Below are 25212 nucleotides of genomic sequence, written 5' to 3' on the forward strand. Positions count from 1 at the left end.
GTTGAAGTAATGGCAATTAATTTATCAAAAGGTCAAAAAGTAGACTTAACTAAAAGTAACCCAGGCTTATCAAAAGTAGTTGTTGGTTTAGGATGGGATACAAATAAATATGACGGTGGACAAGACTTCGACTTGGATTCTTCAGTCTTCCTATTGAATGGCGAAGGAAAAACAGCATCAGAAGCTGATTTCATCTTCTACAATAATACAACTGGCGCTGCCGGTGCTGTAGAGCATACGGGCGATAACAAAACAGGTGAAGGTGACGGGGATGACGAACAAGTAAACGTTAACCTATCAGCTATTCCTGCATCTATCGAAAAAGCCACTTTTGCAATCACAATCCATGATGCTGAAGCACGCGGTCAGAATTTTGGCCAAGTAAGCAATTCATATGTGCGTATTGTAAATGGTGATACAAATGAAGAGTTAATCCGTTACGACCTAGGTGAAGATTTCTCAATTGAAACTGCTGTGGTTGTCGGTGAACTTTACCGTCACGGCGGAGAGTGGAAATTTAATGCCATTGGCAGCGGTTATCAAGGTGGCTTAGAGTCGCTTGTAAAAGACTTTGGCTTAAACAGCTGAGAAAACGATGGAAAAGCAAGGAGACTATCTCCTTGCTTTTTCTCCATTCATAAAGGAATGGATAATTTGAACGGGCTGTTACGGCAGCATGCCGGGAGGGATCATGTATGAGACATTTTAACGGATTAACCGATTCTGATTTAAAGACTTTTTTTAAATATTCCCCGGCAGAATTTAACCGTGATACAAAACGGGAAACATTAAGTTTAGCATTGGGCGCAGCACTTTATACACCGGGATCTAGAGCGGATTTTGCTCAAAAAATTTTGAATGGTGAATATAGTAAAGGCACATTTGCTGGCTTAACCACATTAATTATCTGCCTAGAAGATGCAGTAGCGGATACGGAACTAGAGCAAGCGGAAAAAAATGCAATAAGTGAATTTAAAAAGCTTGAAGAAGCAAGTGCTGAACAATTGGCAGCAGGTCCCATTTTGTTTTTGCGAATCCGCACGCCGGATCAATTGGATAAATTGATCAAAACTGCCGGAAGCGCTTTAAGTGTTATAACAGGAATTGTTTTTCCGAAATGTTCACCTGATACTTTACCATTGTTTTTTGATGCGCTCGATCGTGCCAGTGAAGCAGCTGGTAGAAAGCTATACGCCTTGCCTTTACTTGAAACAAAAGAAGTGCTGTACAGCGAATCTCGTGAACAGACTTTAGCGGAATTATATGAAATTATACAGTCAGAAACAGAACGTATTTTGACCGTTCGCGTTGGGGCAACCGATTTTTCTAGTCTTTATGGCTTGCGGCGTCCAGCTGAACGGACGATTTATGATGTTCACATCATTCGTGATTGCCTGATTGCTATATTAAACCAGTTTGGTCGTTCAGAAGACGGGTTCACAGTTTCAGGTCCTGTCTATGAACATTTTTCGGTCGGAGAAAGACTTTGGCTTTCTTCAAAACCAGAACAAACCCTTTGGGAAGAAGTCCAACTGGATATATTAAACGGGTTTAAAGGGAAAACATGCATTCATCCTTCTCAAATTTCAATCGTTAATGCCGGACACATCATATCATTCGAGGCTTATGAAGACGCCAAATTAATCCTCAATGAAAGTAAGGGGAGAAATGGTGTTTTACAAAGTCCTAAACGCAACAAAATGAACGAAGTAAAACCGCATTTGAGCTGGGCAAAAAAAGTAATTGCTCAAGCGGAAGTCTATGGGGTGCTGAATGAAAACTATCAACCAATCGACGTCCTCAATCATCTCCGGGCGAACCAATTATCAAATCAATACTAAATTATGGGATAACTTAAATATCCATATTTCAGTTACAGATGCTTATCTTGGGCTTTCACCAGAATCGCTTTTTTCTGTAGCTTTACGTGTCAACAAAAAGCGTCAGTTTTTATTTGTTAGCAAGCTAATTGCCAAACATTTAGCTGTAAATCCTTCTGTAGCGCTTGGAACAGGAACGTTACTAGCTTCTTTGTTATTGGAAGAAGCAGGTCTTAAAGGGTATTCTAATACAACTTATCTTGTGGAAATGATTGAAACAGGTAAAGCCAATCGTGAACTAAGCATTGAATCACTCGAATTCAAAAAAGCGCTGCCGCAAAAAACGGTTTTTATCGGAATGGCAGAAACTGCAACAGGCCTTGGTCATTCGGTTTTTCAACATTTTGAAAAAGCGGCTTATCTTCATACAACCCGTGAAGAAATTGTTGGCATGACCCCATCTTTTGTCTTTGAAGAAGAACATTCCCACGCAACTTCCCATAAAGTATATGCACCTTCAGGAATGCTTGAAGAAGCTGAAACCATTGTGCTAATTGACGATGAAATTTCAACCGGCAATACTTTGTTAAATTTGGTTTGTGCATTGGATGATCAATTTCCTGGAAAAAACTACGTGTCGCTGTCGATTCTCGATTGGCGAAATGCTAGCCAACAAGAAAAGATAGAAAAAATGACAAGTAGCCGAGAAATTAGCTTGAAAATCTTATCGTTAATGTCCGGTGAGTTTGAACTAGTGCATAGCAGAGCACCTGAAGAACCTGAAGATACAGTGTTAAATGGTACAGGAGAAAGGGTTCCGTCTATCGAAATGAGTGAAAACAAATTATCGGTTGTTTCGAAAACAAACCAACAGTATATTTCGCATACGGGGCGCTTCGGCCTTACGAGTAAAGAACACGATGAAATCACAAGTTGGGTAGAAACTGCAGCAGCACAAGTTGCTAAAAAAAGCGATAAAGCATTGGTCATTGGAGTAGGGGAGAATATGTATTTGCCAATTCGTTTTGCTTTAGCATTAGGAGGCAATTCACGCGTACAGACGACGACGCGTAGTCCGATTTTCGCTGCAAAGACAACAGGCTATCCAATTCAAGAAAAAGCGAAGTTTGATTTACCAGATGCCGAAGGGATAAGCCAATTCATCTACAACTTGAATGAATTGGATATTGATCGGATTTATTTACTTGCTGAATCGGTTATCGATTCCTCTGAATGGCAGCCCTTACTTGCTTATTTAGAAGAAAAAGCACCAGTAGAATGGATATCTCTAACAACTACCAAAAGGAGTGAAGAAATCGAATGATAGCTACCGGTTTAGTAAAAACGAGTTATCCGAAAGAAGACATCACTTTCCTATTGAAAGATGTAAGCGAAGTATTTACTGAAAGTACATTAGAAGAGCGCGAAAAAGCAGTTCAAACAGGTGCTCACTACGCAGAGCGCCTGCCGATGGAATATCGACCTTCTGATGAATATACAAAGCTTTATCATGAAACAGTAGTAAAAACGAAAGAACAACTGGCTTATTTAGTGGGCCTCGTAACACGGCGTATTTTTATGAACGCAGGAACAGATGATGTTGTCCTTGTATCTTTAGCGAGAGCAGGTAGCCCAATCGGCATCTTAATTCGCCGTTACGCTGAAAAAATATTGAATATGAAATGGCCACATTATAGCGTCTCTATTTTGCGTGATAAAGGAATTGATGAAAAAGCGATCGATTCAATACGTGCTGCACATCCGACAAGTCGCATTCAATTTGTCGATGGATGGACCGGAAAAGGGGCAATTCAAAAGGAATTGACCAAGGCGGTAAATCATCTCAATAAAACGAAAAACTTAAATCTCCATGATGATATGGCAGTACTGGCCGATCCCGGAGCGTGTGCAGTATTATTCGGTACGCGCGAAGACTTTCTTATTCCGAGCGCATGTCTGAATGCGACAGTATCGGGACTTGTGAGCCGAACCATTTTAAACAAACTGTATATCGGTGAAGATGATTTTCATGGTGCGAAATTTTACGGTGAATTGCTGGAAGAAGATTTATCAAATGACTTTGTCGATCAAATTACAGATTGTTTTAAGGGAACACAAGAAAGAGTCGAAAAAGACGCTGTCTCAACTCCCGTAACAGCAAAAAGAACGTGGCAAGGCATGAAAGAAGTCGAAGAAATCGGCCAGCAGATGTATCGTGAAACCGATTACCATTTGATTAAACCAGGCGTTGGTGAAACTACACGTGTTTTGCTCCGCAGAAGCCCGTGGAAAGTTCTTGTTAATAGCTTGGACAATCCGGATGTACATCATATTTTAATGTTGGCAAAAGAAAAAGACGTGCCGGTCGAAGTGATTCCAGACTTGTTTTATCGCGCAATCGGTTTGATCCGTTCAGGTAAAGAAATATGACGGTATTATTCGCTAGCGATTTAGATCAAACATTGATTTATTCCTGTAATTCAATGGGAATGGACATCACGGAAGAAGAGTTAGTCGAAGTAGAGCGCTACGAAGGCAAGCCTTTGTCGTTCATGACAAAAAAGAGTCAATCGGCACTATGGAATATTGGTGATTCAACCTTTTTTCTCCCAGTCACAACGCGTACTCAAGCTCAATACGAGCGAGTAACCGGTATTTTTGAAGGGCAACAACCACCACGTTTTGCAGTTATTTCTAATGGAGCGGTTATTCTAGAAAATGGGCAACCGATTAAAGAATGGTCCGACCAAATTCGCCAAACATGTATAGATCGTAAAACGGTTATAAATGAATTGCTACCGGAAATTGAGCGACATTTTTCAGAAGACTGGGTAGTAAAAGTGAGAGAAGCAGACGATTGGTTTGTTTATTTAATCATCGATCGTGCTCGGTTTCCGGAAGACAAGTTGGATTTTTACACCACCACTTTTAAAAAGCTGGGCTGGGGATTATCTCTTCAAGGCAGAAAATTATATTTTATGCCAGAAAGCATTACGAAAGCAGGGGCAATGGAGTATATTAAGAAACGTATAGGAGCTAGCTATGTCGTTGCTGCTGGAGATTCGTTATTGGATCTTGATTTATTGGAAAGTGCGGATTATGGCATGCTTGCATCCCACGGTGAAGCTGCGAAAAATGCAGCTCCTACTTCAGCTCATATTCGTAAGACAGAAAATTACGGCATTAAAGCAGGCGAGGAAATTTTAGCTCGTGTTGCTGAGATATCACTGCAACGTCAGTAAGCAACAAAGCAAGGAGAGATTCCGATGGTTCAATTGAATCCAATCCCCGCTAAAACCTGGGATCCGGAGAAAATCGGGGAATGGCTGAAAAAACCGATAGTGGATCACAGTGAAACTAAAATTGAAGAAACTAGCATTACGTACCCACAATTGATGGGCCAATATACAGGCATGACACTTGATGTGGATGAATATTTCGCATCAATCTATGACGTTATGGAAGAGTCAGAAGGTCGGTTAATTCGACTTTCTGACAAGATGAACAAGCATATTGAACAAGATCGATTGCGAACACTTCAAGATTTATTTGAAATGAATAAAAAAGAAAAAGGGTTATCACCCAGTAGAATGACAGCTTTTCTCGACGGTAAAGGACTACTCCCTAAGTTGAAAGACGCGGATCTCAATAGACGTTTGCGAATTGTGTTGATTGATATTCTGAAAGCGTTTCAAGCGCAATCAGGTGGAGATACGACTCATTCGTCTTTCCGCCGTGTAACGACAGACTTGGTTAAATGGATATTTAATCATATCGAACCTGAAATTGAAAAGTTGGATCTAGAAAAAGGTTTGCCAGGATTTTTATGGTATGGCAGCGTTACAGAAAGTGAAACTTGGTTTTTGAAATTTGCTACAGCTTTTGGATTCCATATAATCGTCTTTGACCCAAAAGGAGAGCGTTGGTTTGAGAAAGCCATTGGAAGCGAAGGACTTCATAGTCATAGTTTCCAAGTAAATGCCGATTCACTCTTGCCATTTCCGGAAGAAAAGCCAAAACGCGTAGGAACGGTCGCTTACCGAGCAACCCAAGAAGTAGATCGTCTTTTACATCATGATGATTCGGGACTCTATAAACCATTTCAATTCAAATCTTATTTAACACAATCCGTTCGATTGAAGACAACAATGGACGAAGCATTTATGCTTGCTAAAGAACGTGCGATGGTTCGACCATCCTTTTCAGTGGGGAGTGGACGAGTCAACATTCCTGTCGTCTTTTCTAAAGTAATGGGCATTGAAAAAGACCGTAAACGTTTTTGGGACAATGTTCATAACTTAACTGAGCGTGAAGACACGAAGTTGATTCGAAGTTTTCCGTTTATCGAAGAACGAAAAGGCAATCAGAAATTTCATTACCGCGCAGCGCTTGGAAAAAGTGGACAACTTGATCCTGAAAAGATGAAATCTGCACATTGGTGGAAATACAATAAGTTGCCTGACGGTGTGCAGACTGCAATTGCCGCTGCAATTGCAAGACATGTAGAAAAACCAATCTTGCAACCTCAAAGTAGCGAGTCGTTTGAAGAGCTGCAACTTTATGCTTTTTCGCAATCGATGGCATTACCAGATTCGGTCATTCAATTGATTCAGCTGTTTGATTATCCGCAATTTGTACCAACAATGTTATTTTATAACGAAGAAAAAGATGGTGAACTGAGCCGTGCGGATGCTAATGCAATTGCATTAATTCATGTGTTTGGTCTCGATGTGATTGTCATCAATCCTCAAGGGCATCAAGATATTGAAAGATGGATTGATGCAGAGTCATTTGATACACACTGGCTCGATGAACGGAGCTTTAACGAGCCATACCGTGAGCCGTCCGTAGTGAAGAAAATCTTTAAAAAATGGCTATAGCCAAAAAGGAGTGAAAACGGATGACCAATATGCCAGATCAAATTGAACAACAAGAATTGGTGATGAAAGATGAAAACCAATTAAAAGTTCAGTTGAAAAAAGACCCTGAAGTTCTTCAATTAGCTGAAAAAATTGATCCGAAAAACCAAATCGCTTTATTGGAATTTGGCCGTGAGCCAGCCAATGAAATTTCCGCTTTTACTGGAAAAGTCTTAAACTCAGTTCAAGCAAATAGTATGGAAGAGTCTAGTGAATTACTGAAGCAATTAGGTAAAATTATGGACAAATTCGATAAAAAAGATTTCGTTGAAAAAAAAGGTTTTCTCAATAAAATTTTCAATAAGGGCAATAAAGTAATCGAACAATTATTTAATAAGTACCAAACGATGGGGACTGAAATCGATAAAGTATACATTGAAATTACAAAGTATGAAGGCGAAATGAAGAAATCGACAACAACTTTAGAAGAACTCTACAATCAAAACTTCAATTACTTCATGGAGTTAGAAAAATACATCGCAGCGGGCGACATTAAAGTAGAAGAATTAAGAGCACAAGAGCCAGCTGTTCGTGCAAAAGCAGAATCTGGAGATCAAATGGCATTAATGGAACTAAACTCTTTGCAAAATGCCATTGAGCTTTTAGAACAACGTGTTTACGACTTGGAAATGGCAAAACAAGTTTCTTACCAGTCGGCGCCTCAAATCCGTATGCTTCAACGTGGGAACACAAAGCTTATCGGGAAAATCAATTCAGCTTTTGTTACGACCATTCCAATTTTTAAAACAGGCTTGATCAATGCCATCGCAGCTAAGCGTCAAAACTTAGTAGCCGAGTCAATGAGTGAATTGGATCGTCGCACGAACGAAATGCTGTTGAATAACGCTAATGATATTTCACGTCAAAGTGTAGATATTGCTAGAATGTCTGGTCAACCGAGCATCAAGATTGAAACCATCGAACAGACATGGGAGACTATTATGCAAGGGATGAACGACACACGCGAAATCGAGCAAGAAAATCGTAAAATGCGTGAAGAAGGACGTCTCCGCATCGAAGAATTGCAGAAGAAATATGAAGATGCTCAACGTAAAGCTAATTAACTAGAGGAGGAATTTACGATGTCAGCAATTAACCTTTCAAAAGGACAGAAAATCGATTTAACAAAAACAAACCCAGGTCTTACAAAAGTGGTCGTTGGTTTAGGTTGGGATACGAACAAATACAGCGGTGGCGGCGATTTCGATTTAGACGCATCTATTTTCTTAGTAGGTGAAAACGGCAAATCACGCGGACCAGAAGACTTTGTATTCTACAACAATCTTGAAGGCGGAAACGGATCTGTTGTTCACACAGGAGATAACTTGACTGGTGAAGGTGACGGCGATGATGAGCAAGTGATCGTTGATTTGCCAAACGTTCCTGCTGACATTCATAAAGTGGTATTTACAGTAACGATTCACGAAGCAGACAGCAGAGGCCAAAACTTTGGGCAAGTTTCGAACGCGTTCATCCGCATTATGAACGAAAACTCAAATGAAGAACTCATCCGCTATGATCTTGGAGAAGATTTCTCAATCGAGACAGCTTTAGTAGTTGGCGAGTTATACCGCCACGGCAACGAATGGAAATTCAACGCAATTGGCAGCGGCTACCAAGGCGGCCTTGCAGCATTAGTAAATGATTTCGGCTTAAGCTAATACGAACCGCTCATCAAGCTTTTGGTGGGCGGTTTTTCTGTGCTGATTTTTTGGGAACAAAAAGGATAGTAGTAATAGACGGGCTTGATTGAATTATGAAAATTTTTTTGGATTTCTTGAAGTCTTATGGCTACTAGGTTTATGGAAAGTGGAAACGCTTGCAAAATAATCTTAATATTTTTTATATATTGACAATGGTTTTATCGCTGTATATGATGGAGTCAATTCAAATATACAGATTAACTATGTTGATGGAGATACACTTTGTGCAAGGAAATCTCAAGAGAACTGATGGTTGGTGAGAATCAGTGGTTTCAGCATTTAGTAGCACTCCTGAATAGATGGATTGAACAAATTAGTAGGTCCATCCGATTCGTGCCCGTTACGCATGTGAACCAATGAGACTGTCAGTTTTTTGACAGTGAATTAGGGTGGTACCGCGAACAGAAGACTCTTCGCCCCTTACATCTTTATGTAGGGGGAGAAGGGTCTTTTTTCACTTTAATACGTAACTTACTGACCCGTGGAAGCGGGGAAATCGAGAGGGGAATAGAATCATTATGCTGACAGACCAACAAATTTTACGAATCCCAGGACCAACACCAATCCCGCCAAGTGTGCAACGCGCGATGACGCAACCGATGATTGGACACCGTGGACAAAGTACATCTGACATGATTAGTGACATCCGACCAAGGCTAAAACGTGTTTTTGGAACAGAACAAGAAGTCATCATTTTGACTGGCAGTGGAACTGCGGGACTAGAAACGGCTGTAGTCAATACAGTTGCTCCTGGTGAAGAAGTTCTGGTTCTTGTAACAGGCGCATTCGGCGATCGATTTTCAAAAATTTGTAAAGCATATGAGATTCAAACTCATGTTTTCGAAGTAGAGTGGGGACAAGCAGTGGATCCGGAAGCGGTAAAGAACTTCCTTTCGGAACATCCAGAAATCAAAGTGGTATTTTCTACATTTTGTGAAACTTCAACAGGGGTTCTAAATCCAATTAAAGAATTGGCTACTGCTGTAAAAGAAGTATCAGAAGCTCTTGTGATTGTTGACGGCGTATCGTGTGTAGCAGGTACGGAAACCGAAATGGACAAATGGGGAATTGATGTAGTTGTGACAGGTTCACAAAAAGCCTTTATGCTACCTGCAGGACTTTCGTTTATCGCAGCAAGCGAACGCGCATGGAAGAAAATCGAAGCTAATCCTCAACCACGATTTTATTTAGATCTTAAAAAACACCGCGACAATATTTTAAAAGATACCACTCCCTTTACTCCGGCCTTGTCGATTTTATTTGGCTTACAGCAAGTGCTTGTATTGTTGGAAGAAGAAGGTTTGGAGAACGTGTATGCGAGACATCGTTTGATGAAAGATATGACACGTGCAGCGTTTAACGCATTAGGAATTCCATTGCTAACTTCTGATAAAGATGCTTCACCAACTGTTACTGCTGTAAAACCAGATGATTTTGATGCTGAAGAATTCCGTAAAGTCATGAAGAAAGAATTTGCTTTAGAAGTGGCAGGCGGTCAGCAGCATTTAGCGAAAAAGATTTTCCGTATCGGTCATATGGGCTATTGCTCTCCGGCAGATATGTTACAAACTATCGCAGCGATGGAAATTGGGTTGATGAAAGTCGGGAAAGAAATCGAACTTGGTAAAGGAACTGCCGCTGCACAGCGAGTCTTTTTAACAGAAGGAGCGAAAACGAAATGACATTTCATATACTAATTAGTGACCCATTAAGCGAAGAAGGAATTTATCCTTTACGCCAGGCAAACGGTGTAAACATCGTCATGGAAACCAATTTAACTCCAGAACAATTAGAAGATCGTATTCATGGTTTTGACGCCTTACTGGTACGTAGCCAAACGCAAGTAACACGTGAGTTGATCGAAAAAGCATCGAACTTAAAGATCATTGGACGTGCCGGTGTTGGAGTCGATAACATCGATTTAGAAGCCGCCACAGAGCACGGAATTATTGTTGTGAATGCGCCGGATGGTAACACCAATTCAGCTGCAGAACATACGATGGCGATGATTATGTCGATGGCACGTAAAATCCCTCAAGCTTTCCATGCATTGCGCAATCAGCAATGGGACCGGAAATCATATGTCGGCGTTGAATTAAAAAACAAGACACTTGGTGTTGTTGGATTTGGACGAATCGGGCAAGAAGTAGCGGCACGCGCAAAAGGTCAGCGAATGAACGTTATTGCGTATGATCCTTTCTTAACGGCTGAAAAAGCAGAAAAACTGGGTGTCGATTTTGGCTCGGTAGAAGATGTGTTAAGAGCAGCGGATTTCATAACGGTCCATACACCGCTATTAAAAGAAACAAAGCATTTGATCAATAAAGAAGCATTTGAAATCATGAAAGACGGCGTTCAAATTGTCAATTGTGCACGTGGCGGTATTATTGATGAAAATGCGTTGTACGATGCTGTGAAATCTGGGAAAGTTGCCGGAGCAGCACTCGATGTTTTTGAACAAGAGCCAATGGTTGATTTTCGTTTATTGGATTTACCAGAAATCATCGCGACACCTCACTTAGGCGCAAGCACCTTTGAAGCGCAAGAAAGCGTCGCTGTGGACGTTAGTGTGGACGTGGTGAGCTATTTCACGACTGGCACCGTACGCAACTCAGTCAATCTACCATCAGTACCTAAAGAGATTATGAAAAAAATCGAACCTTATTTTGATTTGTCAGAACGTCTAGGTGCTTTTCTAACAGATTTGACGGGTACAACGGCAGAGGAAGTTATTGTTCGCTATGCAGGAGAATTAGCGAATATGGATGTAAGGCCGTTAACGCGCAATATGTTAAAAGGGATGCTGAAGCGACATCTTGGTAAGCAAGTCAATAATGTAAATGCTTTGTACCTTGCTAACCAAAAAGGCATCGTAGTTACTGAACAAAAGACTACTGAATCGAAAGGGTTTATGACGCTCATCACAGTAGAAGTAAAAACGGCTAATGGCATTCGAACAGTGGCTGGGACATTATTGAACGGACAAGGCGCACGGATTGTCAAAGTAGATGATTATTTAGTAGATGTTGTACCAGAAGGACATCTATTGTACGTTAGTCATAATGACCGCCCAGGTGTAATCGGACGAGTGGGAACTTTACTGGGTCAAGAAAATGTCAATATTGCTACGATGCAAGTGGGACGGTCAATTGTTGGGGGAAGTGCCATCATGATGTTATCAATCGATAAACCTGCAGAAGCAGGCAGTCTCGAGCAATTGGCGAAATTAGATGAAATTCAAGGAGTTACAGCTATTAACTTATAAAACCAAAAGGAGGTCCTCACTACGAGAACCTCCTTTTGATGTTTTTGACAATCGACGTTTTTTGTCATCATGTTTATCATTGCGTTTTTTATATAAGACATTGACCAGCAAGGATAAGAGGCTAGTTCATTTCGTTAAAACAGAACCACACACTAGCGAAGGCGCGTCTACGGGGTAGGCGAAGCCAGAAGACAGGTGGTCTTCGTGGCTTCTGGCGGTAGCCATCCCCAAAGCGACCAGAGCGGTTTAGTTTCAAAAAAAAACTATAGAAAGCTCGTATAAATCGAGTTTGTCTATAGTCTAAGATCCTCGTTATGAGGACCTCCTATTCTATTAAAGTTGTTCTAACAGTTGAAGTAATTCTTCTAAATGCTGTATTTCATATGTCGGGATGATGGTTTCGTGAGGAGCTTTTTGTTCACGGTTGATCCAAACAGAGCGGATGCCTACTTTTCCAGCACCGATAATGTCTGTCATTAAATTATCTCCGACCATCAATACTTCGTCGGCGGTAAAGTCGAATTTAGATAAAGCATGATAGAAAATGTCAGGGTCTGGTTTTCCTTTTCCAAATGCACCAGATACAATGATGTGATCGAAAAAAGGCGCGATTTCAGGTGTGATTTCAAGTTTAAGTTGTTGCAAACTAGGTGAACCGTTTGTTAGTAAAAGCAACTGATAATGTTCTTTCAATTCAGCGAGTACATTTAAGCTTTCTTCATATAGGACAGGATTTCTTTTACGTGCTTCAGGAAAATATTCAGCGAGTTGACTGCCAATTTCAGCATGATCTTCAATTCCGATTTTCTGTAAGCCAAGCTTCCAAGCTTCTTGGCGATAACTCGGAACGATGGTTTTCATCTTTTGGAAATCTTCTCCTTCATCATCAAAAGTTCCCCATAGTCCTTCGAAAGGATTAATGCCTATCATTTTCGTGAAGTCATATGTATCATACCCTGAATACAGTTCAGTTGCTGCAGCTCTTACTGCTTCCTCTAGACCAGAACAAGCCTGACCTGTTAATTCTTCGGCCAAAAGACATGTTTCTTGAAATGCTTTTTCCACACTTTTCTTATCCCATAACAACGTATCGTCTAAATCGAAAAAAATCGCTTTTACCATCGGTGTGAGCTCCCCCTGACAATATCTTTACTTTTCATTAAGTGTACTGGAAAAGTGGGTGGAAATATAGGGGTTCAGAGAACTGTCACAGAAAAGAGTAGGACTCAAGGTGTATGATATGGATAAGGAGTGAAGACAATGACCATTAGCAATTCGACGATGCTTTTATTAGAAGAAGCGACTAACTTTATAGAAACTTGTTATGGAGAGCTTGGGAAGAGCAAGGCCGAAAAATCGAGCAGATTACTCGAAATCAAAATAGAAATCATTAATACCGGAACCTATACGCATAGTTTCGAAGAGTTGGAACATGGCGCACGCATGGCTTGGCGCAATAATAATCGCTGCATTGGTCGGTTGTTTTGGAATTCACTGACGATATTTGACCAAAGACAGGAAAAAACAGCGGCCGGTGTTTTTGATGCATTGGTTCGACATATCGACTTTGCCACAAATGGCGGTAAAGTCCGTCCTGCAATTACCATTTTTCATCAAGAACAAAAAAATAAAAAAGCTATGCGCTTATGGAATCACCAGCTAGTCCGTTATGCTGGGTATAAAACAGCGGAAGGCATTATTGGCGATTCAAGTTCAGTTGAATTAACAAAACGTTGTCAAAAACTTGGCTGGCAAGGAGTGGGATCCGCTTTCGATATTTTGCCATTAGTCCTTGAAATGCCGAATGGTGAACTGTTTTTAAAGGAAATTCCGCAACCATCGATTAAGGAAGTTGAAATAGATCATCCGGAAATCCCTGGATTTTTACAACTAGGATTGAAATGGTACGGGGTTCCTTTAATTTCTGATATGTTACTAGAAATTGGTGGCATTGAATACAAAATGGCACCTTTTAACGGCTGGTATATGGGCACTGAAATTGGTGCAAGAAATCTTGCGGATGAAGACCGCTATAATGCTTTGCCGGCAGTAGCAGAACTTATGGGGTTGAATACACAGTCAAATCGTTCTTTATGGAAAGACAAAGCATTAGTTGAATTGAACATTGCAGTTTTAGAGTCTTACCAAGAAGTGGGCGTGACCATCGTTGATCATCACACGGCAGCGAAGCAATTCAAAAATTTTGAGAAAAAAGAAGAAAACGAAGGCCGAGATGTTACTGGGAACTGGGCGTGGCTCATTCCGCCGATGTCTCCAGCTACGACGCATATTTTTCACAAGTCTTATAAAAACAAGTTGATTAAACCGAATTACTTTCACCAACCTTCTCCGTATTAATAAGCAGAAGTTGATCTGGCGTACTTTTTAAATGGGTTAAAACTGCGGTTTTTATTAGCGATTTGCGGTACATTTGAATGATTTGTATTATAATAGTAGATAGTGAATAGTATGTTATGTGAAACTTTGAAGAGAGAAGGAAATTTAATGGGACGCAAATGGAATAATATTAAAGAAAAGAAAGCATCTAAAGATGCCAATACAAGTCGGATTTACGCAAAATTCGGCCGCGAAATATATGTAGCTGCTAAACAAGGTGAGCCAGATCCAGAATCTAACCAAGCCTTGAAAGTAGTATTAGAACGAGCAAAGACATACAGCATTCCACGTGCAATTATTGACCGTGCAGTTGAAAAAGCTAAAGGTGGATCAGAAGAAAGCTATGATGAATTGCGTTATGAAGGTTTCGGTCCAAATGGCTCGATGGTCATCGTAGATACGCTAACGAACAACGTTAACCGTACAGCTTCAGATGTTCGTGCAGCATTTGGGAAAAATGGCGGCAACATGGGGGTTAGTGGATCGGTTGCTTATATGTTCGACCACACGGCTGTATTTGGTGTCGAAGGAAAAACAGCTGACGAAGTTCTCGAGTTGATGATGGAATCCGACATCGATGTTCGCGACATTATGGAAGAAGAAGATGGCGTAATCGTCTATGCAGAACCTGATCAATATCATTTAGTACAAGAAGCATTTAAAAATTCAGGCATAACAGAATTTACTGTAGCTGAGTTGACAATGCTTGCTCAAAACGAATTGCCGTTACCAGAAGATGCGCAAGCACAATTTGAAAAAATGATTGATGCAATTGAAGATTTAGAAGATGTACAACAGGTTTATCACAACGTAGATTTAGAAGGATAAATAGGGAAAGATGCTCTGATTAATTCAGAGCATCTTTTTTATTTATTTTAAAAATATTCCGTTAATTTTAAAATTGACTTGTAATTCAAAAAAAGAACAATTATACTGAATTTGAAGCAATAGTATGAAAATTATGACTATTTTATTTTTTGTATCTAAATGTAAGGGTTTTCATTCTGGTTTATGAGGAGGCGTTTTATGGAAATTCAAGAAATAAGCTTGTTTGGTCGCCAAGGAGTCAAGGTTTTTAAAGAACGTCTACAAACTATAGGAGAGGCAGTAAGTGAAAGCTGTAAAATCTATGGTGAAAAACTGGCAGTTGTGACGGAAGAAGAATCTTTGAGTTATCGGCAACTAGAAGAGCTAGCCACGATTATTGCTGCTAACCTTCAAATGCGAGGAATTAAAAAAGGGGATCGTGTAGCGGCCGTAGTTGGCAATAGTTGTGAATTTCCTTTACTAGTTATAGCATGTGCAAAAATCGGTGCGGTCATGGTTCCCATTAACGTCAAATTAGCTGTGGAGGAACTTCAATATATTATTGGGAATTCCAAACCAAGTATTATTATCAGCGAGCAAGAATTTGAAGGTAAAGTGAAAAAAGCTAGCGAAGGTGTTTCAGGAGTTGCGCACGAAAATATTTTTATTATTGGTGGTGAAAATACATACGAAGAGCTCTTGAATAAGGAAAGTCATTATGAGCAAATCACAGTCAACGAAGAAGATAATCTTTTCATCATTTACACTTCTGGTACTACTGGACAACCTAAGGGCGCAGTGTTGAGCCATATCAATGTTATTCATAGTTTAATGAATTTTAAACTGGGATTTGAAACAGACGATACATTTAATACACTTATTGCGGTACCGATGTTCCATGTTACCGGGCTAATTGGTCAACTATTACATATGTTTTATGTTGGCGGAACTGCCTATAGCATGCGGCGCTATCAGAATGAAGAATATATCAAACGGATAATTGATAACAAGATTAATTTCCTGTTTAATGTACCGACCATTTTCATCATGATGTCTACCAGTGAGGAATTTCAGAAACACTCGTTTGACTTTGTGAAAAAAGTAGCTTTTGGAGGTTCACCTATTTATCAGCAAACCTTTACGATGTTAAAAAAAGCATTTCCAAATGCCCAATTGCATAATGCTTATGGAGCGACAGAAACAAGTTCTCCAGCAACGTTAATGCCAGTAGCGTATCCTGATTCCAAGGTAACTTCAGTAGGACTCCCTGTAAAAGTGGGCGAAATTAAAATCGTTAACGCAGAAGGAAAGGAATGCCAAGCTGGGGAAGCTGGGGAGCTTTATATTAAAGGACCAATGATTGTCAAAGAGTATTGGGAAAACCCGGTAGCCAATCATTCTAATTTTACAGAAGGGTACTGGCATTCAGGTGATCTTGGTACAAAGGATGAAGATGGATTTATCTATATACGAGACCGTAAGAAGGATATGATCAATCGCGCTGGAGAAAAGATTTTCTCGATTGAGGTAGAAGATGTATTAAAGGCACATCCTGATGTAGTAGAAGCTGCAGTAATTGGTGAACCAGATCCGGTTTTTGGAGAAAAAATAAAAGCGTTTGTAGTGGGTCCAAAATTGGATGGACGCGATTTTACCGCTCTAAAAGAGCATTGTAAAAAGTCGCTTGCAAAATTTAAAATACCTGAAGAGTTTGAGTTAATCGATAGCCTACCAAGAAATGCATCCGGTAAAATTTTGAAAAATACGTTGAAAAACATTGGAGGAAAAACAAATGCTTAAAGAATTATCACCGAAGGCAGAAAAATTAAAAGGAAAACTAATAAAATTTATGGACGAATATGTTTATCCAAATGAAGCGACTGTCGAAAAATACTTAGAGGAAGCTGATGACCGTTGGACGATTCCACCTATCATCGAAGAACTAAAGGACAAAGCAAAAGAACAGGGTTTATGGAATTTGTTTATAGACCATCCTGAATACGGAGCAGGCTTGTCGAATTATGACTACTCACATCTATGCGAAATCATGGGTCGTTCATTGATAGCACCAGAGTTATTTAACTGCAACGCACCAGATACCGGAAACATGGAAGTATTCGTTAAGTACGGAACAGAAGAACAGAAAAAACAATGGCTCGAGCCATTATTACGTGGAGAAATTCGCTCTTGCTTTTCGATGACTGAACCTGCTGTTGCTTCTTCAGATGCTACTAATATCCAAAGTAGCATCGTTCGTGATGGCGATGAATACGTTATTAATGCAAAGAAATGGTGGACTACAGGGGCGATGGATCCGCGCTGTAAAATTGCAATTGTCATGGGGAAAACAGACCCGAATGCAGCGAAACATCAGCAACAATCAATGATTCTCGTACCTTTTGATGCACCGGGAGTGGAAATCATCCGACCGCTTACAGTCTTCGGTTATGATGATGCACCACAAGGACATGCAGAAGTACATTACACGAATGTTCGAGTACCAGTATCCAATATGTTACTAGGCGAAGGAAGAGGATTTGAAATCGCACAAGGGCGTTTGGGACCTGGTCGCATTCACCATTGTATGCGTGCAATTGGGGCTGCCGAAAGAGCACTCGATTTATTATGTAAGCGAGCGGACAGTAGAGAAGCATTCGGTTCTACTTTGGCTGAAAAAGACGTTATTAAAGAAATTATTGCTGAAAGTCGAATTGAAATTGAGCAGGCCCGTCTTCTAACTTTACATGCAGCACATAAGATTGATACGGAAGGTGCAAAAGCTGCGCGTAAAGAGATCGCCATGATTAAAGTAGCGGTACCGCGCGTTTCACTGAATGTTATCGATCGCGCTATACAAGTATTTGGTGGAGCTGGATTAACAGAAGATTTCCCATTAGCAGCACATTATGCGAATGCCCGCACTCTTCGTTTAGTTGATGGACCGGACCAAGTCCATTTGCGTGATGTAGGTCGTCTTGAACTACGTGAACAATTAAAAGAAATTTCACATGCGAAATAAGAAAGGAGTGGCTTGATGAAAGCTTGGACCGTACTCCGAATTGGAGACCCACAGGAAGCTCTAGAACTTACGGAAATTGAAAATCCAGAACCAAAAGCAGGAGAAGTGCTCGTGAAAGTAGAAGCAGCTGCTTTGAATTTTTTCGATATCCTTCAATGCCAAGGAAAATACCAGGAAAAGCATGACCTACCCTTTACGCCAGGAGCTGAAATTTCAGGTGTTGTAGAAAAAGTCGGAGAAGGAGTAAGCATTCAACCAGGCCAGCGCGTCTTAGCGACACCGCAATTACCGACGGGTGGCCTTGCAGAATGGGCAGTGACGAAGGAAGAAGGGGTCTTCCCTATTCCCGCTTCACTTTCCTATAGCGAAGCAGCTGCATTGTTTATCACTTACCAAACTGCATATTTTGCTTTGCATCGGACAGCGCGTCTTCAAAAAGGGGAAGTTTTATTGGTGCATGCAGGTTCAGGAGGAGTTGGCTCTGCAGCAATTCAGCTTGGGAAAGCAGCGGGAGCTACGGTCATTGCCACAGCTGGTAGTGATGAAAAAGCCGCAATTTGTAAGAAGCTCGGTGCTGATCAAGTTATAAACTATCGAACAGAAGATTTTGTTGCCATTGTTAAGGAAGCCACAGCAGGAAAAGGCGCAAATGTTATTTTTGATCCAGTTGGTGGTGACACTTTTGACCGTTCACGAAAATGCATCGCTTTTGAAGGACGATTGTTGGTCATTGGATTTGCAGGAGGAAGGATTGCGGATGCCCCAACCAATCACGCCTTGATAAAAAACTATTCCGTGGTTGGTGTCCATTTCGGTTTATTCCGCAATTTGTATCCAGAAGAAGTAATGAAAGCTCATTATGAATTAATGGCTTTATATGAAAAAGGCGTTATTCGTCCGATGATATATGAAGAATATTCATTTAACGAAGTTCCGAATGCATTGGATTTATTAGGGGATCGCAAAACTTACGGAAAGCTAGTCGTTAAACCTTAAAAGAAAAAGATTTTTGTAAGCGGATACAAAAGAGAACACAACAATAAATGGATGGAGGGAAAAATTATGAAATCAGTCAAATCTCATTTTTCAATTGCAGGTCTAGGTGTAATCTTACTATTGTCAGGTTGTGGTGATACTGAAGGAACAACTGCTTCTTCGGAAGATGAAACAATTACTTTGCGAGCAGCTACTGGACTAAGTGCACAGCACGCCTGGTGGGAAGCTTCAATGGTACCTTGGATGGAAAGAGTCGAAGAACTAACGGAAGGACAGGTACAGTTTGAATCTTTTACTAGTGGAGAACTAGTATCTGTACCCGATGAGGCGGAAGCACTCGAAACCGGTACGGTTGATGTAGCACTTGTCTTACCGATTTATCAGCCGGACCAATTCCCGATGGCCGAAGTGACGATGTTACCACTAAACCATTCTGATACATTGATTGCTTCAAAAGCTTGGAAAAAACTTCTTGAAAGTGAAGAAGAACTAGCAGATGGCAAAACATACTCAGAAATGCAATTTGGGGATTTCAAGGTGTTTCCGATTTCGACTACCCAAGAATACTCCATTTCAACAACTGGTCATGAATTTAATACAGTGAGTGATGTTGAAGGCACTTCGCTGCGTACTCCTTCAAGAATTCATGAGATGTATGCCGCTAAAACAGGAATCAATAGTGTCACGATGCCGGCTGTAGAAATTTTTGACTCTTTAAGCCGAGGAACATTTGAAGGGGCATTTTATAGTATTGCCGACTGGACAGGCTATGGTTTTCAAGATCTGTTCCGTTATACCTTAACTGGTATCAACTTTGGACACTTTAATTCCTTTATCGGAATGAGCCAAGAGAGATGGGAAGAAATGCCTGAGAATGTTCAAGAAGCGATGATTCAGGCAAATGAAGAAATTTTTGAACCAGGTGCTCAGGAATGGATAAATCGAGCAGAGAAAATTATTCCTGAAAATGAAGCCAATGGTGGTAAGTTTGTTGATTTTGCTGATTTAGATCCAGCAGTTCAAGATCATTTTAACAATGGTATTGAAGAAACTTGGACAGATTATGCTGCATTGCTGGAGGAAAATGGCTTGCCAGGAAATGACCTTATTAAAATGTGGAGAGATCTTCTAATTGAAGAGGGTGGTGAAGTTCCAGAGTCCATTATGAATCTGGAATAACCATTTCAGCAAAAGGGGAGGCTTTTTATATGGAGAGTGCTACCCTTTTGTTTTCATAATTTGATGTAAGGAGGTTGGAAATGGATAACTTAGTGGTCATAGGAATTATTCTAGCAATGATGATTGTCTTGTTAGCAACAGGATTGTATATACATTCGGTACTCCTTGCTAGCGGAATAATCGGTTTGATCTTACTGGAGGGCTTTGGTATTTTACCAGGGTTACTGGGAAATGAGCCTTTTAACAGAGTCGCCAGTTATACTTTGACGACCATTCCTCTTTTCGTACTGATGGCTCAGTTTATTCTTCATTCAGGTCTAGTACAAGATATTTTTTATATGGTTCATAAAGTCTCTAAAGGGAAGAATAGTTTGCTAGGCATTTTGACTTTAATCATTGGAGGAATGTTAGGGGCGGTGTCAGGTTCTGGAACCGCTACTTCAGCGTCATTAGGCCAAGTGGCGATTCCTGAATTACGAAAACATGGCTATAGCGCGCCACTTGCTGGAGCAATTGCGGCATCGGGAGGCTCATTATCTGGAATCATACCGCCGAGTATTATTTTAATCCTTTATGGAGTAGCAACAGAGACACCTGTAGGGAGTTTGTTTGTCGGTGCTTTCATCCCAGGAATACTAACGATGATTGTTTTTATTTTAGTAATGCTAGTGTATTTTCAAATGGATAGAAAAAAACAGCAACAAGTCGAGGAACCTGTTATCCATGAGGTACATACGCCAGAAAAATTAGCTATTAGCCGTTTAGTCATCGTCAGCGTCATTGCTATTCTCATAGTTTTAATTATTTTTGGAGGCATTTATTCAGGTATCTTTACACCGACAGAAGCAGGAGCGGTCGGAGCTTTCGTAGGTTTTCTTTCTGCATTAGTTCTTGGGAAGGTCAATTTTCAGTTTTTCAAGAGCTCTGTCGTTGAAACTATCAAACTGACGGGAATGGTCATGATTATCATGATTGGGGCACAAATTTTTGGACGCTTTGTTTCCTTATCTCTACTGCCACGACAGTTGATAAAGTTGATTGAACCAATCATGGATACCCCGGTATTAGTGTTGATTGCGATTTCGGTTGTGCTGTTTTTCATGTTCATGTTTATAGAAGGTGCTGCTGTAATCTTAATGTCAATTCCAGTTATTCTTCCCATCATCCAGGAACTTCAAGTCGATATTCTTTGGTTTGGTGTGTTTGTTGCTGTTATTTGTACAATTGGGCTAATTACGCCGCCTGTCGGATTGAGTGTTTACGCAGTTGCAGGAGTGAGTGGAATTAGTTCAGGGTCGATATTCCGAATTTCGATGGTTTTTGCCGTTGTCGCGATGGTAGTCGTATGTGGATTAATGATTGCGTTTCCAGGACTAGCCACGTGGTTACCAAATTCCATGTGAGTGATTGAAGGGAGTGGACTTGAGTGAATGGTGTATGGAAAGCCTATAACATTTTTCATTATATAAAACTGGCGGGAATCTGGATTAGTGGTATCAGTGTGCTCCTGATGATGCTAATGATTGTGTACGATGTGACCATGCGAACACTTTTTTCAAGCTCCATCCGTGGAGGGTTTGAGATAATTCAAAATTACATGATGCCGTTAGTAGTGTTTCCAGGTCTTGCGTACGTTTATGCGTCAGGTGTGTTACCGAAAATGGATTTGATTTTAGAGAGATTAAACAAAAAAGCAAAAAAAATAATGATTTTCTTTATGTTGCTGCTTGAATTGTTTGTCCTTGTGTTAATTGTTCAATTCAGCTGGGAATATGCTATGAGCGGTCTTGATCGAAAAACCGCTTTTCCTGCTGCCGGAACATTATATCCGTTATATCCGTTGTTTTTCCTAATTCCTATCGCATTTGCCATGATTGTCATTGAAAATATTTTTATTTTCATTAAAAATATTTTAGATAACAATCCGTCAATGGTAATGAGAGAAACAGAAAATAAACCAGAAGAATTGCTTTGAAACTGAATGAGTGAGGTGACAGTATGAGTCTCCGAGAACGAAAAGCAGCCAAGAAAAAAGAAGATATTCTTCGTTCGGCAAGTTTAGTTATTTCACGAAATGGCTATCAAAATGCCACCATGGAAGACATTGCTGCAGAATTGCTGATGACTAAAGGATCTCTTTATTATTATTTCAAAAACAAAGAAGAGATTCTGTATAACTGTCATAATTTGATTTTATCCTCAGCTATGGAAAAGTTAGAAGCCATCTGTTCTGAAAAGATATCTTCAATGGACAAAATGAAAAAAGTGATAAAAGCACATTTAGACATTGCTATACGGGAAAAAGAGGTATTTAATCTGATTGTTAAGCCAGAACAACTTTTCTCAGAAGAGAACATCGAAGAAATTATTGGAAAGCGAGATAACTACGCTAAAATTTTCGACAGAATTATAGCTGAAGGTGTAAAAAATGAAGAATTTACTATTTCTAATCCAAAGATGGCTCGCATGATTATATTAGGCGCATCCAACTGGGTGCAAGTCTGGTATTCACCAGAAGGTCAGTATAGTAAAGAAGAAATAGAAGATATCTATGCGGAATATTTTTTAAGAATGCTTGTATAAGAAGCGAAAGAGAAATTTCTCTTAATAAGAATTTTTATGCTTGCCAAGCACTTTGATTACAATCAGTCGAAAAAATTAAAGGAATTGATTGCGATGAGGAAGGTCCATGTCATTACCCAAAAAGAAGCCGTTGCAGAAGAAAAGTTGACAGCTTGTACAGCAATCGTCATCGACGTTTTCCTTGCAACATCAACGATTGCTTTTTTACTTGAAAATAACTTTGAGCCCATTTATGCAGTTAAAGACAGTGAATGTGCAATCGAGTTATCAAAGAAACAATCTGAGCCCCATATTTTGTTAGGTGAGAAAAAAGGAGAATCTCTTCCTGGATTTGGTTATCCTGATCCTGGACTAATTAGACAAAGCGATGAAAAAAAAGGAGCTATCATTTGTTCGACAAATGGGACGATCGCTATCGAAAAAGCGAGTAAATCAAAGACATTGTTTATTTCATCTTTAGTCAATGGTCATTTGATTGCAGAGCAAATACATCTGCAACAAGATAATTCCTCTATTGTTTTAATTTGTTCCGGGAATGATAATCGTTTTTCAATGGAAGACTTTATCGGTGCAGGGCAAATAGTTGAACATTTGATGATCAAGGGAGACTATGATTTATCCGATTCTTCGAAGCTGGCTAGAGAGGCTTATAGACATGCTGAGAAAAGGTCTTTTGTGGATTTGTATGAATGTGAAACGGCTCATTTACTGAAGAAATTTAACTTTCCTGATGCTGTCGAATTTGTTCTTCGCCATCATGAGCAAGTGGATGTTGTTCCGATTTTTATAGAAGGAAAAATTATCAATGATTATCAAGTAACAGCTACTAAGGAAATGTAAGGGGGGGAAGCCATTGCAGAAAGAAAATTGGACCGTAATTGAGTTGGAAAGGCAGGGTGACGTGGCGGTAGTAACCTTGAATAATCCACCTTTAAACGTTTTAACAGATGAGCTGTTGAATCAATTAGCTGAAGCTATCAGTGATTTTAATCAACAACCAGATATTCGGGTTGCTGTACTACGAGCAGTCGGAGAAAAGGCCTTTGCTGCAGGTGCGGATATCCGTCAATTTCCAAAATTAACGCAAGAAAGCGGTATAGCACTTGTAGAGAAAGGCAAAAAGATTTTTGACAAGCTAGAGAATGGAAAACCGGTTATTTGTGCGGTTCATGGATTGGCCCTTGGTGCAGGTTTAGAATTGGTACTTGCTTGTGATATTCGTATTATCGAAGAAACTGCGAAGTTAGGGCTCCCTGAAACTGGATTAGGTATAATACCTGGTTACGGTGGCACACAAAGATTGGCACGATTAGTTGGTCCTGGAAAAGCGAAAGAGCTGATTTTATCAGGGGAATCGTTGTCAGGGAGACAGGCTTATGAAGCGCGCCTGGCAGAAAAACTAGTTCCAACCGGACAAGCTTTTGACAGTGCAATGAAGCTGGCGAGATCGATAGCTTCAAAAGCACCACTAGCTGTGGCAAATGCTAAAAGAGCTATTGATGAAGGCTTAGAACTAAGTTTAGTTGTGGGGCAAGCGTTGGAGACGCAATTGTTCTCAGAGTTAATCGGAACGCAGGATATGCAGGAAGGTGTAAAAGCATTTAGAGAGAAAAGAACAGCTGATTTTCAAGGGAAATAAAGCCTAAAGGAGATGGGTTGATGAAAAGTATAGCAATTGTCGGCGCAGGAATTATGGGGAATGGCATTGCTCAAGTAGCTGCTGAAAGTGATTTTGATGTATTTTTGTACGATGTCGACGCGGTTGGACTAGAACGTGGAGTATCAAGAATTGAAAAGACCTTAGCCAGAAATGTCGAGAAAACGAAAATCGACCAAAGTCAAAGTGATGAAATCAGAAGACGAATTACTCCAACAAGAAATATCAATGACTTAAAGGATGTCGATTTGGTGATTGAAGCAATCATTGAACAAATTGAACCTAAAAAAAGTCTATTAGCCGAACTCGACAATATTTGTAAACCTTCTACTATCTTTGCTTCTAATACATCGGGATTGAGTATTACCGAAATGGCTAGCTCTGTAAAGCGAAGCGGTAAAGTGATTGGCATGCATTTCTTTAATCCAGTTCCTGTCATGCAGTTGGTTGAAATTATCAGGGGTGAACAAACAACTGACGAAACATTTGAGCTTGCACATCAAGTTGCTGAGCGTTTCAATAAGGTAGCTATTTCAGTTAAAGAGGCTCCGCTATTTGCAGTCAATCGAATTTTGACTCCGATGATTAATGAAGCAATTTTTGTTTTGTCTGAAGGCATTGCATCGGCAGAAGATATTGACAGAGGCATGATGTTAGGCGCAAGTCATCCAATTGGACCTCTTGCATTAACTGACTTGATAGGCTTGGACACAATGCTTTTTGTAGCGGAAACTTTATACAACGAAACCAATGATTCTAAGTATCGCCCTGCGCCTTTATTAAAAAAATACGTGCGGGCTGGCCGTCTCGGAAGGAAGTCCGGACAAGGTTTTTTTACATATGACTGACAATCAAGGAGTAGATAAA

23 protein-coding genes and 1 other annotated feature are annotated in these 25212 nt (G+C 40.2%); of the genes, 22 read left to right on the plus strand and 1 reads right to left on the minus strand.

Annotation, left to right across the window (positions count from 1 at the left end; translation table 11 throughout):
• The first annotated feature begins 9 nt into the window (after nucleotides 1–9).
• The 10 genes from MLE13_RS06705 to serA all read left to right on the plus strand — a co-directional run bounded on the left by MLE13_RS06705 (nucleotide 10) and on the right by serA (nucleotide 11707).
• Nucleotides 10–588: a TerD family protein gene (locus MLE13_RS06705; protein WP_008498412.1), complete on the plus strand. Its 579-nt coding sequence runs from the start codon at nucleotides 10–12 to the stop codon at nucleotides 586–588.
• A gap of 107 nt (nucleotides 589–695) precedes the next feature.
• On the plus strand, nucleotides 696–1841 hold the full coding sequence (locus MLE13_RS06710; RefSeq protein ID WP_240748829.1) for an HpcH/HpaI aldolase/citrate lyase family protein: 1146 nt from the start codon (nucleotides 696–698) through the stop codon (nucleotides 1839–1841).
• Nucleotides 1774–3144: a phosphoribosyltransferase family protein gene (locus MLE13_RS06715; protein ID WP_240748831.1), complete on the plus strand. Its 1371-nt coding sequence runs from the start codon at nucleotides 1774–1776 to the stop codon at nucleotides 3142–3144. Before MLE13_RS06710 ends, MLE13_RS06715 begins: the two co-directional genes overlap by 68 nt.
• On the plus strand, nucleotides 3141–4250 hold the full coding sequence (locus MLE13_RS06720; RefSeq protein ID WP_240748833.1) for a cysteine protease StiP family protein: 1110 nt from the start codon (nucleotides 3141–3143) through the stop codon (nucleotides 4248–4250). The genes MLE13_RS06715 and MLE13_RS06720 overlap by 4 nt, the downstream gene beginning before the upstream one ends.
• Nucleotides 4247–5062, plus strand: coding sequence for a hypothetical protein (locus tag MLE13_RS06725; protein WP_240748834.1), 816 nt, complete (start codon nucleotides 4247–4249; stop codon nucleotides 5060–5062). Before MLE13_RS06720 ends, MLE13_RS06725 begins: the two co-directional genes overlap by 4 nt.
• A gap of 24 nt (nucleotides 5063–5086) precedes the next feature.
• A complete protein-coding gene (locus MLE13_RS06730; RefSeq protein ID WP_240748836.1) occupies nucleotides 5087–6700 on the plus strand; it encodes a YceG family protein in 1614 nt (537 codons plus the stop codon).
• A 20-nt stretch (nucleotides 6701–6720) separates the two neighbouring features.
• Entirely contained in the window at nucleotides 6721–7803 is a 1083-nt protein-coding gene (locus MLE13_RS06735; protein WP_240748838.1) for a toxic anion resistance protein, read from the plus strand.
• 18 nt (nucleotides 7804–7821) lie between these two features.
• Nucleotides 7822–8400 carry a TerD family protein gene (locus MLE13_RS06740; protein WP_240748840.1) on the plus strand — a complete coding sequence of 193 codons (579 nt, stop codon included), beginning with the start codon at nucleotides 7822–7824 and terminating at the stop codon, nucleotides 8398–8400.
• Nucleotides 8401–8639: 239 nt separating this feature from the next.
• Nucleotides 8640–8866, plus strand: a binding site (T-box leader).
• Between the two features lie 94 nt (nucleotides 8867–8960).
• Nucleotides 8961–10124 carry a pyridoxal-phosphate-dependent aminotransferase family protein gene (locus MLE13_RS06745; RefSeq protein WP_240748841.1) on the plus strand — a complete coding sequence of 388 codons (1164 nt, stop codon included), beginning with the start codon at nucleotides 8961–8963 and terminating at the stop codon, nucleotides 10122–10124.
• Complete coding sequence (serA, locus tag MLE13_RS06750; RefSeq protein WP_240748843.1) at nucleotides 10121–11707, plus strand: phosphoglycerate dehydrogenase; 1587 nt, start codon at nucleotides 10121–10123, stop codon at nucleotides 11705–11707. Before MLE13_RS06745 ends, serA begins: the two co-directional genes overlap by 4 nt.
• Nucleotides 11708–12040: 333 nt before the next feature.
• On the opposite strand, the gene MLE13_RS06755 is transcribed toward serA, so the two are convergent.
• The gene (locus MLE13_RS06755; RefSeq protein ID WP_240748844.1) at nucleotides 12041–12829 is read right to left on the minus strand and encodes an HAD family hydrolase; all 789 of its coding nucleotides are present in this window, start codon (nucleotides 12827–12829) and stop codon (nucleotides 12041–12043) included.
• A 138-nt stretch (nucleotides 12830–12967) separates the two neighbouring features.
• Between MLE13_RS06755 and MLE13_RS06760 the strand changes: the two genes are divergently transcribed.
• The 12 genes from MLE13_RS06760 to MLE13_RS06815 all read left to right on the plus strand — a co-directional run bounded on the left by MLE13_RS06760 (nucleotide 12968) and on the right by MLE13_RS06815 (nucleotide 25193).
• Complete coding sequence (locus MLE13_RS06760) at nucleotides 12968–14065, plus strand: nitric oxide synthase oxygenase (RefSeq protein ID WP_240748846.1); 1098 nt, start codon at nucleotides 12968–12970, stop codon at nucleotides 14063–14065.
• Nucleotides 14066–14212: 147 nt separating this feature from the next.
• A complete protein-coding gene (locus MLE13_RS06765) occupies nucleotides 14213–14932 on the plus strand; it encodes a YebC/PmpR family DNA-binding transcriptional regulator (protein WP_240748848.1) in 720 nt (239 codons plus the stop codon).
• A gap of 198 nt (nucleotides 14933–15130) precedes the next feature.
• Entirely contained in the window at nucleotides 15131–16711 is a 1581-nt protein-coding gene (locus MLE13_RS06770) for a class I adenylate-forming enzyme family protein (protein WP_240748850.1), read from the plus strand.
• The gene (locus tag MLE13_RS06775; protein WP_240748852.1) at nucleotides 16704–17930 is read left to right on the plus strand and encodes an acyl-CoA dehydrogenase family protein; all 1227 of its coding nucleotides are present in this window, start codon (nucleotides 16704–16706) and stop codon (nucleotides 17928–17930) included. The genes MLE13_RS06770 and MLE13_RS06775 overlap by 8 nt, the downstream gene beginning before the upstream one ends.
• A 15-nt stretch (nucleotides 17931–17945) precedes the next feature.
• Entirely contained in the window at nucleotides 17946–18926 is a 981-nt protein-coding gene (locus MLE13_RS06780; protein WP_240748854.1) for an NADPH:quinone oxidoreductase family protein, read from the plus strand.
• A gap of 66 nt (nucleotides 18927–18992) precedes the next feature.
• Complete coding sequence (gene dctP / locus MLE13_RS06785) at nucleotides 18993–20105, plus strand: TRAP transporter substrate-binding protein DctP (RefSeq protein ID WP_240748857.1); 1113 nt, start codon at nucleotides 18993–18995, stop codon at nucleotides 20103–20105.
• An 80-nt stretch (nucleotides 20106–20185) separates the two neighbouring features.
• Nucleotides 20186–21508 (plus strand): TRAP transporter large permease, encoded by a 1323-nt coding sequence (locus tag MLE13_RS06790; RefSeq protein ID WP_240748859.1) that lies wholly within the window; start codon nucleotides 20186–20188, stop codon nucleotides 21506–21508.
• A gap of 23 nt (nucleotides 21509–21531) precedes the next feature.
• On the plus strand, nucleotides 21532–22080 hold the full coding sequence (locus MLE13_RS06795; protein ID WP_065525361.1) for a TRAP transporter small permease: 549 nt from the start codon (nucleotides 21532–21534) through the stop codon (nucleotides 22078–22080).
• A 23-nt stretch (nucleotides 22081–22103) separates the two neighbouring features.
• Nucleotides 22104–22688 (plus strand): TetR/AcrR family transcriptional regulator, encoded by a 585-nt coding sequence (locus MLE13_RS06800; RefSeq protein WP_240748861.1) that lies wholly within the window; start codon nucleotides 22104–22106, stop codon nucleotides 22686–22688.
• Nucleotides 22689–22724: 36 nt separating this feature from the next.
• A complete protein-coding gene (locus MLE13_RS06805) occupies nucleotides 22725–23528 on the plus strand; it encodes a 2-phosphosulfolactate phosphatase (protein WP_240748863.1) in 804 nt (267 codons plus the stop codon).
• A 13-nt stretch (nucleotides 23529–23541) separates the two neighbouring features.
• Nucleotides 23542–24327 (plus strand): enoyl-CoA hydratase/isomerase family protein, encoded by a 786-nt coding sequence (locus MLE13_RS06810; protein ID WP_240748865.1) that lies wholly within the window; start codon nucleotides 23542–23544, stop codon nucleotides 24325–24327.
• Nucleotides 24328–24347: 20 nt separating this feature from the next.
• A complete protein-coding gene (locus MLE13_RS06815) occupies nucleotides 24348–25193 on the plus strand; it encodes a 3-hydroxyacyl-CoA dehydrogenase NAD-binding domain-containing protein (protein ID WP_240748866.1) in 846 nt (281 codons plus the stop codon).
• The last annotated feature ends 19 nt before the right edge of the window (nucleotides 25194–25212 follow it).

This window comes from Planococcus halocryophilus, assembly GCF_022489025.1.
GTDB lineage: Bacteria > Bacillota > Bacilli > Bacillales_A > Planococcaceae > Planococcus > Planococcus halocryophilus_A.

What these genes read in the sequence shown, in the direction of transcription:
- MLE13_RS06705 (WP_008498412.1), top strand. Translation starts at nt 10, where the DNA reads ATGGCAATTAATTTATCAAAAGGTCAAAAAGTAGACTTAACTAAAAGT.
- MLE13_RS06710 (WP_240748829.1), top strand. Translation starts at nt 696, where the DNA reads ATGAGACATTTTAACGGATTAACCGATTCTGATTTAAAGACTTTTTTT.
- MLE13_RS06715 (WP_240748831.1), top strand. Translation starts at nt 1,774, where the DNA reads ATGAAAACTATCAACCAATCGACGTCCTCAATCATCTCCGGGCGAACC.
- MLE13_RS06720 (WP_240748833.1), top strand. Translation starts at nt 3,141, where the DNA reads ATGATAGCTACCGGTTTAGTAAAAACGAGTTATCCGAAAGAAGACATC.
- MLE13_RS06725 (WP_240748834.1), top strand. Translation starts at nt 4,247, where the DNA reads ATGACGGTATTATTCGCTAGCGATTTAGATCAAACATTGATTTATTCC.
- MLE13_RS06730 (WP_240748836.1), top strand. Translation starts at nt 5,087, where the DNA reads ATGGTTCAATTGAATCCAATCCCCGCTAAAACCTGGGATCCGGAGAAA.
- MLE13_RS06735 (WP_240748838.1), top strand. Translation starts at nt 6,721, where the DNA reads ATGACCAATATGCCAGATCAAATTGAACAACAAGAATTGGTGATGAAA.
- MLE13_RS06740 (WP_240748840.1), top strand. Translation starts at nt 7,822, where the DNA reads ATGTCAGCAATTAACCTTTCAAAAGGACAGAAAATCGATTTAACAAAA.
- MLE13_RS06745 (WP_240748841.1), top strand. Translation starts at nt 8,961, where the DNA reads ATGCTGACAGACCAACAAATTTTACGAATCCCAGGACCAACACCAATC.
- serA (WP_240748843.1), top strand. Translation starts at nt 10,121, where the DNA reads ATGACATTTCATATACTAATTAGTGACCCATTAAGCGAAGAAGGAATT.
- MLE13_RS06755 (WP_240748844.1), bottom strand. Translation starts at nt 12,829, where the DNA reads ATGGTAAAAGCGATTTTTTTCGATTTAGACGATACGTTGTTATGGGAT.
- MLE13_RS06760 (WP_240748846.1), top strand. Translation starts at nt 12,968, where the DNA reads ATGACCATTAGCAATTCGACGATGCTTTTATTAGAAGAAGCGACTAAC.
- MLE13_RS06765 (WP_240748848.1), top strand. Translation starts at nt 14,213, where the DNA reads ATGGGACGCAAATGGAATAATATTAAAGAAAAGAAAGCATCTAAAGAT.
- MLE13_RS06770 (WP_240748850.1), top strand. Translation starts at nt 15,131, where the DNA reads ATGGAAATTCAAGAAATAAGCTTGTTTGGTCGCCAAGGAGTCAAGGTT.
- MLE13_RS06775 (WP_240748852.1), top strand. Translation starts at nt 16,704, where the DNA reads ATGCTTAAAGAATTATCACCGAAGGCAGAAAAATTAAAAGGAAAACTA.
- MLE13_RS06780 (WP_240748854.1), top strand. Translation starts at nt 17,946, where the DNA reads ATGAAAGCTTGGACCGTACTCCGAATTGGAGACCCACAGGAAGCTCTA.
- dctP (WP_240748857.1), top strand. Translation starts at nt 18,993, where the DNA reads ATGAAATCAGTCAAATCTCATTTTTCAATTGCAGGTCTAGGTGTAATC.
- MLE13_RS06790 (WP_240748859.1), top strand. Translation starts at nt 20,186, where the DNA reads ATGGATAACTTAGTGGTCATAGGAATTATTCTAGCAATGATGATTGTC.
- MLE13_RS06800 (WP_240748861.1), top strand. Translation starts at nt 22,104, where the DNA reads ATGAGTCTCCGAGAACGAAAAGCAGCCAAGAAAAAAGAAGATATTCTT.
- MLE13_RS06805 (WP_240748863.1), top strand. Translation starts at nt 22,725, where the DNA reads ATGCTTGCCAAGCACTTTGATTACAATCAGTCGAAAAAATTAAAGGAA.
- MLE13_RS06815 (WP_240748866.1), top strand. Translation starts at nt 24,348, where the DNA reads ATGAAAAGTATAGCAATTGTCGGCGCAGGAATTATGGGGAATGGCATT.